Consider the following 16862-nt stretch of genomic DNA (forward strand, 5'->3'; position numbering starts at 1 on the left):
ACGGCGGAGCGGAACGTCAGTCCTCGGCGTCGCCGGGATCGGGGACCTGCTGCTCGTCCTTCTCTTCGTTCAGGCGTTCCTCTTCCCGGGTGCGCAGGCGGTGAAAGTCCTGGAGCCAGCGACGGGAGATCCGGCCGGACTGCGTTGGCCACCTGATGAGGTCCTGGAGCAGTTGCGCCCAGTCCACGGGAACGTCCAGGTCCCGCAGGTACAGCACGGCTGCGGGCAGATGCCGGTGGAGGCCGTTGGTGCTCTGCCGGGTCAGCAGGTGCAGAGTCCGTTCTGCGGTCTCGGTGCGCATGAGACGTTCGCGTGCTGGTGCGTCGATGGCCGCGTGTGCGAAGGCACTGCCAAGGCTCTGACCGTAGGGCGCCGACTTGGCGGGGGCAGTGGAGAGAGCGGCGGCCCCGTCGGCGTCCGCGTGCTGGTCCGGGTCCTGCGATCCGCTGTCGGCAGCCGGCACGGATTCTTCATCCGTGCCTCGCCGAATACGGGGCTGGGCCGCGATCAGAGCGGCCACCGTGTAGTACGCCCGCTGCTCTTCATCGGAAGCGCCCTTGGGGAGCCACCTGGTGACGTAGCGGTGCATTGGCTGGACACGCTTGTGGTCCAGTGGCATCCGAAGCCCGCCTGCGAGCTGCCTGCGCATCCCGGGGTCATCCCGGCACCTCTCGGCAATCCAGGAGGTGTAGCGCAAGCGCATCTGACGCGGAGCGGGCGGGTTGCCGGAAACGGTGAGGGGTGTCGTCATCGTGGATACTCCTTCGCGGATCTCGGGGAAGTCATCGCGGACTGCATCGGCTACGTGCTCTGGCCGGGGCGGCGGAGAAGGAGCCGGGCATCGGCCACAGCCCTGGCACCGCGTTGGGTCCGGACCACGGTGCGGGTGACCGTGTCATAGGCGTCCTCGGCGATCCTCAGGAATGCCCGTCGCGCCGCCGCCTCGTCGAGTCCGGCGTTCAGCACCTGCCCTGTCTGGTCCAGGCGGCGGAAGCGAGCCCAGAACTCTTCCTCGGCACCGGGCCAGTAGCGAGCCTCTGCTTCCTTCACCCAGGTGTCAGCCTTCGCCTTCGGGTCCTCGCGGTAGGCGGCCCAGGCTTGCCTCACCGCTCGCCGCAGTCGGAACCCGTACCGTTCGCCGAGCTGGCGCAGCGTGGCAACAGCCGGCGCGGTCTGCGGGGACTTGGCCTCGACGAAGCCCAGCACCGGAGGGGTCGAGGCGTCGACGAACTGGACGTCGCGGGCCTGGCCGTCCTGCTCGAATCCCAGGGCCCGCACCCGCAGATCTTCCGAGACCTCGGCAGCGGAGTCGAACACCCTGGGGTGCTTGGGCTGAGCCGAACCCACGGGATGATGCAGAAGCAGCGCGTCCAGATCCCGCCACAGAGCCCGCCGTGAATCGGCCGGGCGAGGGTAGGGGTTGTTCTGCTGGCTCGTCTGCCAGATCAGGTAGGCGTCGCCCCGCGGAATACGCCCGGTGCGATACGCCCAGGTGATGAACGCGTCACGCACGAGTTCCGGGTCTTCCTCGTCCTGGACCAGGAGCAGGGCGTGCTGAGAGCACGCGGTCCACCGGGAGCAGGGGCCCTTGGGCAGGCGGGGCTCACCGGCGGGGTCCGGCATGTCCTCCCACTCCCAAGGGCACTGATCCTCATCGGGATTGACGGAGGTGGAGGGCGGCAACAGTCCAGCCAGCAGCGTTTCGAAGAGGTTTTCGCCCTCGGGGTGGTAGGACAGCGCTGTCCGCAGAGGCCCCGCTGCGGTGTTGGCACTGGACTTCCCGTTCACCTCACGAGCCGAGCAGCGTCCCGACGGACCCCAGTAATGCCAGATCAGCAGATTCATCACGGCCTCGGGGGCCCCCGGGAGGTCCGGGGAGGCGTCGGTGCCGTGCCGGAACCAGGCGTGGTTGTTGCCTGAGGGGCGGGTGACGATCAGCTTGTTGACCCCGGCGGACTTCTTCGGGTCACACTGTGTCGCCAGCCGTGCGTCCTGCATCCACGGTCGCCCGCCGCCCGGATCGAACACGTAGAACCGGTGATGGTACCGACTGACGTACTCGTCGATGCCGTTCAGCGGCAGGCAGCCCGCGTCCTGAACCGTCTCGCGCCGCTCACCCCAGTCGGTGGTGCCTGCGCGGTCCAGCCCGGTCACCCGTGCAGTGAGCGCGTACAGGATCCGCAGCAGCGCAGCGTGTGCCGGCGGCTCGGGAACCGCCAGTCCGGCGATCTCCTGGGAGCGCCGCAGCAGTTCCTTCAGGCCGACGCGAAGCGGCAGATCGCTGGAGGGAGGAGCGCCTGCCTTGGCGCCCCATCGCACGGGGATCCACTGCTCGTCCAACAAATTATAGGTACTCATGGAGGTGTGGCTCCTGTCACAGTCCACAATGAAGGCGAAGGGTCCCCGTGGATGAACGGGGGTCAGTCGGCCATCGGCGATGGCGGCTTGGGCCCGGCGTTCCCCATGCCCGCGCAAGCGGGTGCACGCTCCGGTTGGTGGGCTTCCCCGTGCACGCGGGAAGCCCACCAACCGGACAACGTCATCGTATGGCCAAAGGCCATAGGCGAAGGAGGCACAGGTGAGAACGCGTCACGCAACCTCGAGTCCCACTTCCGAGATCCGGATGGTTCGTTCACCGTGGTCACAGGTCCACGCCCCCTCACCGTCCGGTCGCATCACCAGCGCCACCAGGTCCTCCAGGATTGGCCGATTTCTCCACCCTGCGGGCCGGTTGAAGTCCTCGTCGGCTCCGGTCAGCCACCTACCGGGAACAGGAACGGTGCAGGAGATGATCTGGGCGAGCTCCTTCGGCGTTGGCCCCTGGGAACCACCGAGCGGAAGAGGTAGCTCTCCGGAAGCGTCGAGGGCGAGACGGCCGTTCGCCTGCTCGTACAGGCAGAGCACCCGCCCGGTATCAGCACCGAGACGCGTGGTGAGCAGTTCCTCGGTCACCCCGAAGTCTCGCCGACTCAGCTCGTAGAGGTTCCCCCTGACATCTGCGGGACTACAGATGGAGACCATCTCGGCGAGGTGTTCCTCGGCGGACTGCTCAGCCATCCGCTCGACATCCAGTTCACGCAGCTCGCGGGCGGTGGCCGCGTCGAGCCCGTCGACGAAGTCGTCTGCATACACGGCGTCAATCAGACGCTGGACATTGCCGGGCACCTCGATGCCGTCCTGCTCACACTCACTCAGCAGCAGCGCGGTGCGGCGCAGCAGCCCTTCGTCGTACACGGCTGCCATCCCTGGGGGAACAGTCATCACTCCCTCGCCATCCACGGGCTCCAGGACCACCAGCTGCGGACGGTTCTCCGGCATCGCCCACTCGGGCCGGCCTCGCTGGCCGCGGTGATGGCGGCGGCCCCGGCCGGCGCGCTGGAGGAGTTGTGCCAGCGGTGCCAAGTCACTGATGACCAGGTCGAAGTCCAGATCGAGCGACTGTTCGACGATCGCTGTGGCCACAAGAACGGACGCCGGACGCGGAGACAGCTCATCTGCCGGCTGGGTGGATTTGCCATATGCCGCTTCGCAGTCGGCGGTGATCCGTTGCCGCTCCACGCCCGGATAGCGCGAGTGCAGCAGCCTCAGTCCTCCGTCGTGGCGAACGAGTTCAGGGAATGCCTCGCAGAGATAGCGATACGTGGCCTGTGCTTCGGCCACCGTCGTACAGCACACCAGCGCGGTCCCGCTGCCCTCCGACACCAGCGGGCGCAGTGCCTCCTTCAGAGCTTGCCGCCTGCTACCCGCTCGCACCGGTGAAGCCGGCTCCTCGCGCGTATCCCAGAACACTGGCCGGAGCGAGAGGTCCAAGGTTCTGGGGCGCTCGGTTCCGGTACCGCGCGGTTCGATCACCTTGCCGGTGCCGACATCGGCAAATACCCAACCCGGATACCGTGGCTCGACAGCCGAGGGCTCGACGAAGCCGGCCCCACGACGGTAGGCGTCAACGAGCGAGGCCGCTGTCTTGCCCGTCAGCGTGGCGGACAGCAGAACCACCGGCGCCCGCAATGCGCCCAGCCACTCCAACAGCCGTAGGAGCAGCTTGTGCATCCACGGGCCGTAGGCATGGGCCTCATCCAGAACGAACACCTTGTCCGCCAGCCCGAACAGGCGCAGCGCGTTGTGTTTCACCGGCAGTACGGCGCTGAGCACTTGGTCGATCGTGCCTGTCCCCAGTGAGGCGAGAAGTGGCCGCTTCGCCCCCCTCAGCCAGGCGCCCGCTTCGACCACCGTCGCGCTGTCGCTGCTCACCTCCACTTCTTCTGTCTCGCGATCGGCATTCTCAGCGGCGGTGTAGACGGGGCTGAGCCAGGCCATCGAGTGCAGCAGGGTCAGCGCGCGCTCACCGGTGAGCGACTTGTCCGCGAAATCAGCCACCCGGGGGAACATGGCGTCCGCTGTGGCCATGGTTGGCAAGGCGAAATACAGGCCCCGGGCATCGGCGGCCCGGCCCAGAACCGATGCCGCGAACAGCGCGGCCTCCGTCTTGCCGTCCCCTGTGGGTGCCGTCACCAGGACCAGCCCCGGGCCTCGCTCGGCGACGTGGCGTGGAAGGTGCTCCTCGATATCTCGCTGAAGCGCGTTGGGGTGGAACGGAAACATGTCCGTGAACCGTTCGGCCGCGAAGGCGGCCCGCCCCAGCCGCGCATTCCTGACCCAGTCAGGGGCGGATTCCTGAGCCCTGCGCCAGTGATCATCGAGTTCTGCCGGAGTCCCTCGCCATGCCGCTGGCGGCTGCATCGCCTCAACGTGCGCCGTCGAACTCGCCAGCCAGTCAGCCACGACCACCAACCCGCTGACGACCACAGCCAACTCCGGAGGAAGCCCGCTCTTCGGCACGGCTGCCGCACCGATCACACGGCCCACCCCATCGAAGTGAGCGCGACGTTGCCTCGCCCATCCCTCCTCACCGAGACCACGCTGATAGGCACTCCCCGCAGCCAACTCCTTGGCCTTCAGCACCGCGCCGTACCGGCCGTGATGGCCCCCGAGCAGCTGCGCAATCTGATGGCTTACCGCCCGCCGCATCTGGCTGGAGCTCGGATATCCCACCTCCGCGAAGAGCCCAGCGAGGGCCCAGTGAGTCGCCATCTCATGGCGGAACTGCTTCAGCCCGTCCGCCCCCGGCGCGAAGAGGTAGGTGGGATCGTCCCGAATCGGGCCGAACGCCTCGGGCACCTGTGCCTGGAACGGTGGCGAGATCTTCCCGATGTCGTGCAGCGCCGCCCAGAAGGACAACACCGAGCGCGCCTCAGAGGTGGACAACCCGAGAGCCCCGGCGATCCGCCTGCGCATCCGGCCCCCCAGGACAACATCCCAGAGCACCCCGAACACAGCCCCCGAATCCAGAAGGTGTCCCACCACGGGGTACGGGCGTTTCAGCCCCTTCTGCTTCCCCCAGAACCGACAGTCCACAGGCACGACATCGCGACGATCCATCACGACAGCATGTCTAACAGCCGCCACTGACAGCGGCCTTCGAGCAACCTGTCCGGCACGGGAACCGAAAGCCCGTGTCATACACTCCCCGCCATGTTCTGTGCTCCTCAAGCGCTGCGATCGAAGCGTAAAGAAACAGCAAAGCGCCTCTAACGCCGCAGTTCAGAAAGGGTGCTCTCCGCGCGAGCGGAGGTGGGTCGCCCCGCCCCTGACCATGAGAGGGGGCGGGGCTGTGCTCTCCGCGCGAGCGGAGGTGGGTCGCCGAAATGCAGGCTGCATCGCTGGCGTAGAGGGTGCTCTCCGCGCGAGCGGAGGTGGGTCGTTACACCTACGCACACCCAGCACTCTGGGAGCGTGCTCTCCGCGCGAGCGGAGGTGGGTCGATCCTCAAACGGGTACCGCTCAACGTCCAGCGGTGCTCTCCGCGCGAGCGGAGGTGGGTCGTACGTCCGCGCCTCCGCCATGCCGATCAGCAGGTGCTCTCCGCGCGAGCGGAGGTGGGTCGGCCGGCCTGCCGACGCCGCCGTTCGCTCCGTCGTGCTCTCCGCGCGAGCGGAGGTGGGTCGGCCGCGGCCCGCCGCATGGTGCAGCTGGGCATGTGCTCTCCGCGCGAGCGGAGGTGGGTCGCCGTCCAGCGCCTTATCCAGGGTCCCGCCCAAGTGCTCTCCGCGCGAGCGGAGGTGGGTCGCGGTTCGACGAGAGCTGACCCACCCCGCTCCGGTGCTCTCCGCGCGAGCGGAGGTGGGTCGCGGAAGGCGTAGGTGCCGGCGGGGACGATCTGGTGCTCTCCGCGCGAGCGGAGGTGGGTCGCTGCGGCCTTCCAGGGGCGGGGCGTTCAGCATGTGCTCTCCGCGCGAGCGGAGGTGGGTCGCCCCCTGAACTCCGCAACCACCGCGCACCGGAGTGCTCTCCGCGCGAGCGGAGGTGGGTCGCCGCGGTGCTCTCCTGGCTGGGCGACATCTCCGTGCTCTCCGCGCGAGCGGAGGTGGGTCGCTCCCGTCGATCCCGCGGATTCGTCGAATCGAGTGCTCTCCGCGCGAGCGGAGGTGGGTCGACGGCGCCGGAGGACATCGGGCCCGAGCCCGAGTGCTCTCCGCGCGAGCGGAGGTGGGTCGCTCCGGCGTGTCGCTTGCTGCGGCTAGTTGTGGTGCTCTCCGCGCGAGCGGAGGTGGGTCGGCCAGCGTGCTGCCCGGCGCCCACATCCACGTGTGCTCTCCGCGCGAGCGGAGGTGGGTCGCGCTGGCCTGATGTGTAGGGAGGCGGGACGATGTGCTCTCCGCGCGAGCGGAGGTGGGTCGGCACTCGGGCCGGACAGGTAGGCGTTGGCGGCGTGCTCTCCGCGCGAGCGGAGGTGGGTCGGAGGCCGCCACGGCCAACGCACCGCTGCGCACGTGCTCTCCGCGCGAGCGGAGGTGGGTCGCTCTACGAGGTCGGCCCCACCTTGATCGGCGCGTGCTCTCCGCGCGCGCGGAGGTGGGTCAGACGGGTGCGGCGGGCTCGCTGTGGGACGTCCGTGCTCTCCGCGCGAGCGGAGGTGGGTCGCCCTTGCCGGGGATCTCCAGGAAGACCGGCGCGTGCTCTCCGCGCGAGCGGAGGTGGGTCGCTGGCGGGTCCGATTTTCTCCGGGCTCATGTCGTGCTCTCCGCACGAGCGGAGGTGGGTCGTCACGCACGGCGAGGCCAACGGATGGCACGCGGTGCTCTCCGCGCGAGCGGAGGTGGGTCAGTCGAGCCCGTACCGGAATGAGGCCGCCTACCGTGCTCTCCGCGCGAGCGGAGGTGGGTCGCTCGACAAGCGCAACGACGACCAGGTCGCCGCGTGCTCTCCGCGCGAGCGGAGGTGGGTCGCACTTGGAGCAACTGGCCTGGTGGGCTTCGCCGTGCTCTCCGCGCGAGCGGGGGTGGGTCGGTGTACGGCGCGTCCTGGTGGCGCGGGCCGATGTGCTCTCCGCGCGAGCGGAGGTGGGTCGTTCGTGCGGGCGGGCAACGCGGCGCTCGGTCTGTGCTCTCCGCGCGAGCGGAGGTGGGTCGATGCGCGTCCCGTCGGGCAGGGTCACCTTGATGTGCTCTCCGCGCGAGCGGAGGTGGGTCGATGGGCACCGGGCCGCAGTGGCAGCTGTCGTGGTGCTCTCCGCGCGAGCGGAGGTGGGTCGTACCTGGTGGCCAGCACCCGGTACTCGTAGGTGTGCTCTCCGCGCGAGCGGAGGTGGGTCGACCCGGACCAAGCTGGCCCGTCAGCGCGCCAGGTGCTCTCCGCGCGAGCGGAGGTGGGTCGGAGGGGCACGGCCCGCGACCCGACCCACACCAGTGCTCTCCGCGCGAGCGGAGGTGGGTCCGCGTCATAACGGCCGGGTCTGAACCCCACGATGTGCTCTCCGCGCGAGCGGAGGTGGGTCGGCCGCCGCCGAGCGCGAAGCCGCCGAAAAGCGGTGCTCTCCGCGCGAGCGGAGGTGGGTCGTCAGAGCCGCAATCGCAGAGATCACCGACTCCGTGCTCTCCGCGCGAGCGGAGGTGGGCCGCGGCCCTGGACGCCGGGCGGACCACGCAGTACGTGCTCTCCGCGCGAGCGGAGGTGGGTCGAGGACGTAGACCACGGGCACGCGGGGGCCGACGTAGACCACGGGCACGCGGGGGCCGACGTAGACCACGGGCACGCGGGGGCCGGGGTGCTCTCCGCGCGAGCGGAGGTGGGTCGCTGGTCACGCAGAGACTTGAGGTGGTCGACCAGTGCTCTCCGCGCGAGCGGAGGTGGGTCGGTTTCCGTTGCTTCGAAATCGCCCATGGTCTCGTGCTCTCCGCGCGAGCGGAGGTGGGTCGAACCATGTCCCATCCGGCGTTTCCGCCAGATAGTGCTCTCCGCGCGAGCGGAGGTGGGTCGTCGGTGACGGTGGCGTAGAGGGCGCGGAGGGCGTGCTCTCCGCGCGAGCGGAGGTGGGTCGGCGCCGGTTAGGACGTCGTGCCGGTGCATGGTGTGCTCTCCGCGCGAGCGGAGGTGGGTCGATCTACGTGAACGGGCGCAGCTCGGACCAGAAGTGCTCTCCGCGCGAGCGGAGGTGGGTCGGCCGCGGTCACGCCGCTGCTGCTGGCGGTTGAGTGCTCTCCGCGCGAGCGGAGGTGGGTCGGCCGCGGTCACGCCGCTGCTGCTGGCGGTTGAGTGCTCTCCGCGCGAGCGGAGGTGGGTCGGCGGAAAACGCTGATACCGGGGCCGCCGCGTCGTGCTCTCCGCGCGAGCGGAGGTGGGTCGCGCTCGGAGGAGCGCTGCCGCGGAACAAGGGGGGTTCCCCGGGCGAGTGGGCGTGGTTCGTGGATCATGGGCGGCAGCGCCGTGACCCAAGGGTTTTCCCGCGCGAGCCAGGGCGGTCCGGACTGAGCAGCGCGGTTCCCGCTCGTGCAGGGCTCTTCCCACCCGGGCGACGGCCATCCACTCGTCATGGGTGAATCCTGCGACATGCCGATGCCCGTGGGGCGTCCGAGTGAAGAACGCTCGGCGGCTTGTTGGACGAAGTCCTGGCGAGTGCCGGTGCACGGACGCGGCGAGCCGTCTTTTGAATGCGCTCGTGGAGCATCGCCCAGGCACAAGCGTCCTCGGGTTTCGTGGGTTGGTCTCCGATGCCGGGGGTATCAGGGTTGGTGACGCCATTGCGGATTCGCCAGGCTTCGGCCAGGGCTGCCGTTTCTTCCCATCCTGCGCGGAGTGGGCTGTGCCGGTCCGGAACGGGGCCGATGACAGCTGCCCAGCGGGGAGGGGTCAGGGCCAGAGCGGAACCGTTGTGGGCCAGGCGGTCCGCCAGCGCGGCGCGGCGTTCGGCGAGGTGGGTTTTCCATTCGGTCGGAGTGTCGGGGCTGTGCAGCGCCCCTGTTGGGGCCAGCCATTCCGGCACGGCTCCTGAGTGATCCGCCTGCGGTGGTGGACCGTCGGGAAGGCGGCTGCGGAGGCGTTGCTCGGCGCGGATGCGTTCGGTGATGGCCGGCCCCGGCTGTTGGTGGGCTCGGGGTAGGTGGGCGAGTTCTTCGGCTGCTGCTCGGACGGCTTCGGGCTCGTGGGTGTGCTGGGCGAGGCGGAGTCGGTGGCGGGCCTCGGCGATCGCGTCGCCGGGGCTGGTCTGACTGAGGCGGGCGAGGGCTTGGTCGCTGAGGTGTTTCAGCGGGCGGGGGCGGTGGTCGGTGCGTTCGGCGGTGGCGCGGGCTTCGGTGATGTGGGCGTGGATGCGCCAGGCCAGGACGGCGGCGGGGTCTTGGGCGTCGGTGAAGCCGCTCATTGCGTAGGCGCGGGTGAGGATGCGGGCGGTGGTCCAGCCGTCCGCTTCGGCGGTCCGGAGGGCGCGTTCGACGGCGGGCCAGGCGTCGGCCGTGATGAACTGCTCGACGGCCCGGCCGAGGGTGCGGCGGGCCAGGTTCTTCAGGCGTTCGGTGTCGGCGCGGTGGTGGGCGTCGGTGTACTCAGCGGCCAGCTGGGCGATGCCGTAGGCGTGGTCTTGTTCGGTGCGGATGGTTTCGTGGGCGGAGATCGAGGGCCGGCTGGAGTGGGCGACGGTGTCCAGGACGTCGTGCATGGTCTGGCCCTCGTCGGCTGCCACGTGCAGGTGGTTCGTCCGGCGCCCTCGGGTGGCCATGACGTAGGCGGCTTCGCGGCTGGTGCGGGCGGTGATCAGGCCGTGGGCGGTGTCCACGGTCAGGCCCTGGGCGCGGTGGGTGGTGCTGGCGTAGCCGAGTTCGACGTGCCGGTGCAGGTAGCGGGCGGGGAGGGTGGTCCGGCCCCCGTGGGCGGTGTGGCGGACACGGGCGTTGCCTGTGCGGTCGAGGTGTTCGATGTGCCATTGGTCGCCGTTCTTCACGAAGTCGCGGGCGCCGTTGACCGGGAGGCGGCGTTCGTTCTTGCGGGTCACGATGACGTCGCCCACGGCTGCGTGGAGCTGGTCCCGTAGCGGGATCGTGCGGCTGAGGTCGAGGTAGCCGGAGGCGATCTGGAATGCCTGGGCGCGGGCGTTGAGCGCGCGAACGCTCTCGGTGTCGTCCGCCATCATCAGCGACCCGAGACCGGCCTCTGTGTCCGTCTGCCAGGCGGTGAACACGGAGTCCAGCATCGTCTCCGCGTCGCCGCCCACCACGCGGTTGTGGGCGGCGTGCCAGCGGAACGCCTCCTCTGGAGCGCCGTCCCGCAAGGTGAGGGTTGCCTCTGCCTCGCCCTCCGTTCGGAAACGGTGCAGCGCCTCCAGCTCAACCGCGCCGACCTCGTGGGCGACCAGGCGCAAGGCTCCACCGGACTCCACCGCGCCGAGCTGCGCAGGGTCTCCGATCAGGCGGACGAGAGCGCCTACCTGTTCAGCCTCGGCGACGATACGGGCGAGGTTTCGTGTTCCGGCCATTCCGGCCTCGTCCACCACGATCACGTCGCCGGGGTGGAGCTGGTAGACATCCTTGATGCGGCGGCCTTCGGCCAGGCGGTCGCGGTGTGCGAGCCAGCTGTGCAGGGTGTGGGCGGCGGTGCTGAGTTCGTTCTCCAGTACCTTCGCCGCCCGGCCGGATGGCGCCAGGCAGATCAGGCGTCCGCCGCCAGCGGCCACCGCGTCGCGTACCAGCCGGAGCGCGGTCGTCTTGCCCGAACCGGCCGGGCCAATACCGGCGGCGACCTGTTTGTCCGAGCAGGCGAACACTTCGGCCAGTCGCTCTTGGCCGGCGTCCAGCCGGGGCCCGTTCCATCGCTCGGCCGCGACCCGGAACCGTTCCCGAGAGCAGGCCGGGGCGACCGTCCGACGAGCCGCGTGCAGGACGCGTTCCTCGTTCATCAGGACCTCGGCGGAGGTATACAGCTCGGACTCACGACGGCGGTAGATGCTCGTGCCGTCCGCCCGCTGGAGCGGCGCGAACGGGGTGTGGAGATCTGGCGGGGTGATGTTCAACGAGCCCTCGTCGAGCGCACGCTGCGTGATGATTTCGGCGAGTCCAACGGTATCTCCCCGGCCTCCGGTGATGCGCACGATCTGGCGACGTGCTTCGGCAAGGACGTGGCGACGGCCCCACACGGCGCGTTCGCCCGACACCACCTCCAGCACGACGTTCACCGTCTCGGCCACGTCCACCTCGGCGGCCGGTGGGGTCGCCGTGCGGCGGCTGGTGTCGAGCAGGCTGATGACGCGGGTGGCACCGAATAGGCGGATCGCTTCAGTGCGCCAGGTGGCGCGGAGGTCGACCAGCGCTCGGGCCTTCTTCTTCGGTGGCCGGGTCTGCTGCGCGGCGCGTTCGATCAGGGCCATGCGGGCACGGACGTCCGGTTCCTTGCCGTGGCGGGCGCGGTACTCGTCCAGGAGGGGTTCGAGGTGGGCGCGGATGTCCTGGGCGCGTTTGGAGAAGGCTTCCATCAGGTCGTCGTCCAGGCCGCTGATGGCCATCACCGGGCGCTTTCCCGGCGTGACCTCGCGTTCTTCGGCCCGGACACCCAGGCGGCGGCACAGCTCCTCGACGACGCGCTGGTTGTACAGCTCGCTGGCCGCCACGCCCATCGCGTACAGCAGCTTGCCGTCGATGGAGCGCCACTTGCCGTCGAGGCCGCGGACCTTGTTGGCGACGACGACGTGGTCGTGGAGCAGCGGATCGCCGAGCCGGCTGTCGTAGTGGCGGTATCGGGTGGCGATGAGTCCGCCGCGTACGTCTTCCTGGGCGATGCCGTTGATGCCGGTGCGGGTGGCGAGGGCGTTCTTCTCGATCCAGGTGAGGGTCTCGGCGATGGCCTGTTCGTGGGCGGCTTCGACCTGGAGGCGGGTCTCCTCGTCGCCCAGGGCCCACAGGATGGAGCCGTACTTGTTGCGGAAGACGAGGTCGTAGCCGGCGACCGGCTGGCGCTGGCAGCGGGTGTTCGCGGTGATGTACCTGCTCAGCTCCTCCGCGTTCTTCGGGGAGCGGCCGAAGTCCTCGCGGAAGGCAGAGGCGCCGACCGTGCCCCGGAGCCTGCGGCGCTCCTCTTCGGTGGCGGGCCGGTCTTTCCGCGCTTCGAACTGCTCGATCGCGTTCTGGATGCGGGCGGCCAGGGGGCCCTCGGTCTGCTCGTAGCGGTAGTAGCGGCGGCCCAAGCGGGCGCGACGGATGGCCTCGGGCGGCGTGCAGCCCTGGTCAATGGCTTCTTCGATGATGCGGTCGGCGTCGGGGTGGAGTCCTTCGCCGAACAGGGCCTTCATCTGGTGCTCGGAGACCGTGCCGGACACTCCGAGTTCGGCGGTGCCGGAACCGGTCCACACACCGGGGGGGTTGCCTTCGGCCGTGTAGTAGTCGCTCAGCTCGCGACGGCCGGACCGGCGTTCATCGCCGGTGGCGATCTCGCGCGTGTAGTACAGATAACCGTCACCAGCGGTCAGCTTGTGAATGGTCATCATGGAACGCACGTTACCTCGTGACATTGTGAATGCAAGAGCTTCGACCGTTTTCCGTCCGGGGCGTTTTACCCCGGACGGAAAACGGTCCGCTCCGCGCCGCATGGTGTCCCAAGTGAGTTCTCCTGAGCACACTTGGGACACCATGCCACGACGATATCCACCGCGTTGCCGACTTTCCCTTCCACTCGCGGCATCATCTATCCAAGAAGGCTGTAATTCGGCGTCATGAAAGGAGAAAGGGAATGGCGGGACGCAGGAAACCACGAGCTGTCGAGGCGCGCGAGAAGGCCCGTGCCCGGACTGTGGAACGACGGGCGCGGGAGCAGCGACTGGAGGACCTGGCGACCAACTGGTTCGCAGCGGAGGACGAGATCGCCGAGATCGAGGCAGGGGCGCGGCGCAGGGTCGAGGCGTACGCGGCTCGGGTCCGTGCCGAGTCCGAGAAGGATGTCGGCAGGTTGCGGGAGGGCATGGCGCAGATCGTCGCTCAGATGCTGACGTTGGAGCGTGTTCGCTCCGTGGCCGGGCGGCTGGGCGTTGCCGAGTCGGCCGTGCGCGCCTTCAGGATCGCCGAGGGAGCGGCTTCGGAGCGCGAAGGCGCTGCTGTCAGCTTGTGATCACGGCGGTGGCCCCGCTCTGACGTTACGGCGTCAGAGCGGGGCCACCGGTTGTTTGTGCTGTGGGTGCTATCGGTGCGCGGTAGCCGGCGGCATCCAGGCCGGGTGTGGGTGGAGCGGTGCGGGCTGCGCGGGTGGTGCCGTCGGCACCGGTGGGGCTTGCGGCGGGTAGAAGTCGTTGGTCCGGCCGGCTGCTTCCTGTTTCATCGCGCAGACGATGCGGTTGCCGCCGTGGATCTCTGTCCGCCAGGGGTGCTCGGTGCTGAAGAGGATCCAGATCGGTTGGTCGTCGCGTACGGTCTTCTCGTATCGGGCGAGGCGGAAACCGGCGCGGGTTCCGTCCGGGGTGCTCACTTCCATGGCCACCCCGATCAGGCAGGGGTTCAGTTCTTCGATCGGCAGCTCGATCATCCGGTTCGGTGTCACAGTTGCCCTTTCCATGCGTACGCATTGTGGGTGCGGTGCGATGGGTGACAGCATCACGGTATACGCGGTCACGTGGACGGATATCCGAACCGAGTCGCGGACGGAAATGGGAAAGCCGTCTCGCCCTGTTTCAGTCGGGGTTTTTCCGTGCGGTATTGAGAATACGGTTCCAGGTGGAGCGCGACGCGGGATGTTCGTTCTGCAACCCGGGGATGAGTTCGGAGTTGCGCGCTGCGGGGCGCTCGGCGAGCGCTCGGCGGGCGAGTTCGATGCGCGAGTCGTGCCCGGATCGGGGTCGCCGACCGCCCTGCTGCCCTCGGTAGGTGCGGCGATCCGCGTACGCCCACATCCGGCCCAGCTTCCACTGAGGGCGTCGCCTGCCGCTGGGCAGGTCGATCCAGGTGTCGGGCTCGGGGAAGCCGGCGGGCGGTTCGTTCAGCCAGTGGCTGATGGTGGAGGTGTCGGCGTGGCCGCAGGCGCGGGCGAAGTCGGCCGGTCCGCCGAGGTCGTCGGGGCTGCCGGTGCGGCTGGTGTCGCCTCGGCGTTCGGCGAGGTATGCCTCGTACCATCGGCCCCATTCGCTGACCGTCCAGCGGGGGCGCGGCGGGCCGGGTCGGCCGGTGGAACGGGTGACGGGCGGCGGGTGGCCGTTGGTGTCGCGTTGGGCCCATAGGCGTTCGAGTGTGGAGACGCTGACACCGAACCGTGCGGCGAGTTCGGCGCGGGTGGCCAGCTGCGTACCGGCGTCGGCTGCGGGCGCGGCGTCCACGGGGTCTCGTTTCGTCGGGCATGGATCGTTCGGTGTGCAAGTGTGACGCAACGAAGGGCTGCTCGCTTACGATGGGGGCTCCTACGGTTGCGTTGTTTCCTTGGTGAAGGGGATTCGCTCAGTAGGCGGACGGTCGGCCGGTTGCCCGCTTGTGCCGACCGTCCCTTTTCATACGGCAGTGCGCCGCAGCCCGTGGGTGGGCTGCGGCGCACTTCTCTGTGGTCGTGGGTCAGTTCTCCTCGCCGGTCGGATGTGGGAGCGGCCAATCGGGGGAGGGGGTTCCGCCGGTCTGACCGGGCTTGCGGCGCCCGGGAATGGGGAGCCGGGGGATGGCGGGCTCGTTCCAGTCCTCAGGGTCTGGCTGGGCGGGGTGGTTCATCGGGTGGCCTTCTCCTTGGTGAAGGGGGGTGGTGGCGCGTTGCCCTACGCCGTTTCGTGGTGCCCGTGTGGTTCAGGAGAACGAGAGGTCGGTGAGGGACCACAAGCAGTACGACAGCTTCGTCTGCGCGATCCCCCGGTACCTGGTGTGCGCCTTGACGGTTCCGGCGATCTCGACGGTGGCGTGCCGATCGGGGATCCGTTCGGTGGTGGCCTGCCAGAGGTAGATGTTTCCGCTGGTGTCGCGGAGCTTGACGAGGTGGGGGTGCTGTACGGCGTTGCCGTAGTACCGTTCCGCCAGCCGGATCACGGCGACGACTTCAGCGGTGAAGGTGAGACGTTCGCCGAGCTGGCCCCGGTAGCGGGAGCGGCGGGCGTCGAGGGCCAATTCGGTCTCGATCTCCTCGCGCTGGCGGTCGCTCAGCCAGGCGCCCACGGCCGACGCGACGAGGGCGAGATCCTTCTCCCCCATGCGGCCGGACTTCACCAGCCGGGCCAGCCGCGTACGGTACTTCGTGCCTTCACTCGCCCCGGCGATGCACCAGGCGCACACGGCGGCGGCCGTGTCGGCGGCTTCGGCGACGGCGGCATCGAAGTGCTCGCGGTCCTCCGGTGCGGCCAGCTCGGCGCCGGAGAGATAGTTCGCTACCTCCCGGGCAGTCGGCACCCCGGTCTCTCCGGTGCAGCGGACGGACCGGTAGCCACCGCGTACGGCGACGACGGCGGCAGCGGCCCTGATGACGTCGAGCGGGGTGAGGGTGAGTGTGGGGATGGTGGTCATACGAATACCTCTCCTCGGTGAAGGGGTGGGATGGGTGGTCGACGCGGGGCGCGGAGGTTGCCCTCTCCGAGCCCCGCATCGGGTCAGAAGATGCGGAATCCGACGCGTCCAGCACAGGCATGCGCCGGGCAGGCGATGGTGCCGTCGCGGTGGTCCTCGGCGGCGTCGAACGACCACGAGGCGTCGCTCAGCCGCTCCGGGCGGAACTGCCACGATCCGTCCTTGGCCCGCCACCGGCCGCCGCACGTTCGGCACTCGGCCTGGGCGCGGGACACACCGGGGCCGCTCAGCTGCGGCGCCTGCTGCGTGTAACCGATCGCGCGGATCGTCATCCGGACATCGCCGGTGGAGGCGATGACGTAACTGCCCGCCGGTACGCCGAGCACGCCCGTCAGTGTCCAGTCGTGCCCCGGCTGCCCGTCACCGTGCCGGTAGGCCACCGTCACCACCTTGAACGGCTTCCGGACGCTAACCGCCTCGAAGGCACGACCAGTGTCGAGGTACGTGTCGTGCGCTGCGTCGTGGCGTACGACGGTCGGGCGCCCGGCCAGATACCCGGCCGAGGTCAGGCACGCCACGGCGTCGGAGCTGCTGGCGCGCCAGGGCATTTCGAGTACGTCAGCGGGGACCACTCCGCCCGGAGCCACTTCGTCGCGGCCCAGCACGCGGTCACTGTCCATGACGAACACGGCCCGGTCGTGTCGGGCGAGGAAATGCAGCAGGTCGCCCCACAGGGCTCCCCGCCGGGTGTCGAACTGACGCATCGCCACCCTGATGGTTTCCACAGCGGAAACGCTGAGGTTGTGGCGCGCGACGGTCATCGTCGCCATATGACTCTCCTTGGTGAAGGGGAGGTACCCAAGGGGCGATTGCCTCTTGGGGGTGTTGAACGGGGTTGCCCTCCCGACCAACACCTTTATTGAACCACCTTTAACGGCGTGTCAGGGGTGGCGGCGCACGGGCCGAACGGGTGATGTGCCGAAGATGATCAGCGGACTGGCACGACGTGCCGGCGCGCGCCCGCCCAGGGGGAGGCCGAGTGGGGTGGGGTCCCTCCTTGGGCGGCGATCACGGTGTGGCCGGGCG

At 69.3% G+C, this 16862-nt stretch carries 9 protein-coding genes and 2 CRISPR repeat arrays; of the genes, 1 reads left to right on the top strand and 8 read right to left on the bottom strand.

What is annotated here, in order from left to right; translation table 11 throughout:
• Positions 1–16: 16 nt before the first annotated feature.
• From casB to mobF, 4 genes are all read right to left on the bottom strand, one after another.
• Entirely contained in the window at positions 17–751 is a 735-nt protein-coding gene (gene casB, locus ACTFAP_RS11180; RefSeq protein WP_500468945.1) for a type I-E CRISPR-associated protein Cse2/CasB, read from the bottom strand.
• A gap of 50 nt (positions 752–801) precedes the next feature.
• Positions 802–2358, bottom strand: a complete 1557-nt coding sequence (casA, locus tag ACTFAP_RS11185; protein ID WP_500468946.1) for a type I-E CRISPR-associated protein Cse1/CasA — start codon at positions 2356–2358, stop codon at positions 802–804.
• Between the two features lie 231 nt (positions 2359–2589).
• Positions 2590–5439: a CRISPR-associated helicase Cas3' gene (gene cas3 / locus ACTFAP_RS11190; protein WP_500468947.1), complete on the bottom strand. Its 2850-nt coding sequence runs from the start codon at positions 5437–5439 to the stop codon at positions 2590–2592.
• Between the two features lie 171 nt (positions 5440–5610).
• Positions 5611–8019: a CRISPR direct-repeat array (repeat unit 29 nt; unit sequence GTGCTCTCCGCGCGAGCGGAGGTGGGTCG).
• Positions 8020–8104: 85 nt separating this feature from the next.
• Positions 8105–8682: a CRISPR direct-repeat array (repeat unit 29 nt; unit sequence GTGCTCTCCGCGCGAGCGGAGGTGGGTCG).
• Positions 8683–8866: 184 nt separating this feature from the next.
• On the bottom strand, positions 8867–12805 hold the full coding sequence (gene mobF / locus ACTFAP_RS11195) for a MobF family relaxase (RefSeq protein WP_500468948.1): 3939 nt from the start codon (positions 12803–12805) through the stop codon (positions 8867–8869).
• Positions 12806–13047: 242 nt separating this feature from the next.
• Between mobF and ACTFAP_RS11200 the strand changes: the two genes are divergently transcribed.
• A complete protein-coding gene (locus ACTFAP_RS11200) occupies positions 13048–13422 on the top strand; it encodes a hypothetical protein (protein ID WP_500468949.1) in 375 nt (124 codons plus the stop codon).
• 69 nt (positions 13423–13491) lie between these two features.
• Here the strand turns inward: ACTFAP_RS11200 and ACTFAP_RS11205 are convergent, their stop codons facing one another.
• The 4 genes from ACTFAP_RS11205 to ACTFAP_RS11220 form a co-directional block, all read right to left on the bottom strand.
• Entirely contained in the window at positions 13492–13833 is a 342-nt protein-coding gene (locus ACTFAP_RS11205; RefSeq protein WP_500468950.1) for a hypothetical protein, read from the bottom strand.
• Between the two features lie 145 nt (positions 13834–13978).
• A complete protein-coding gene (locus tag ACTFAP_RS11210; RefSeq protein ID WP_500468951.1) occupies positions 13979–14617 on the bottom strand; it encodes a hypothetical protein in 639 nt (212 codons plus the stop codon).
• Between the two features lie 451 nt (positions 14618–15068).
• The gene (locus tag ACTFAP_RS11215; protein WP_500468952.1) at positions 15069–15776 is read right to left on the bottom strand and encodes a hypothetical protein; all 708 of its coding nucleotides are present in this window, start codon (positions 15774–15776) and stop codon (positions 15069–15071) included.
• Positions 15777–15859: 83 nt separating this feature from the next.
• Positions 15860–16606: a hypothetical protein gene (locus ACTFAP_RS11220; protein WP_500468953.1), complete on the bottom strand. Its 747-nt coding sequence runs from the start codon at positions 16604–16606 to the stop codon at positions 15860–15862.
• Positions 16607–16862 lie beyond the last annotated feature (256 nt).

It is taken from the genome of Streptomyces sp. PH9007 (assembly GCF_059813725.1).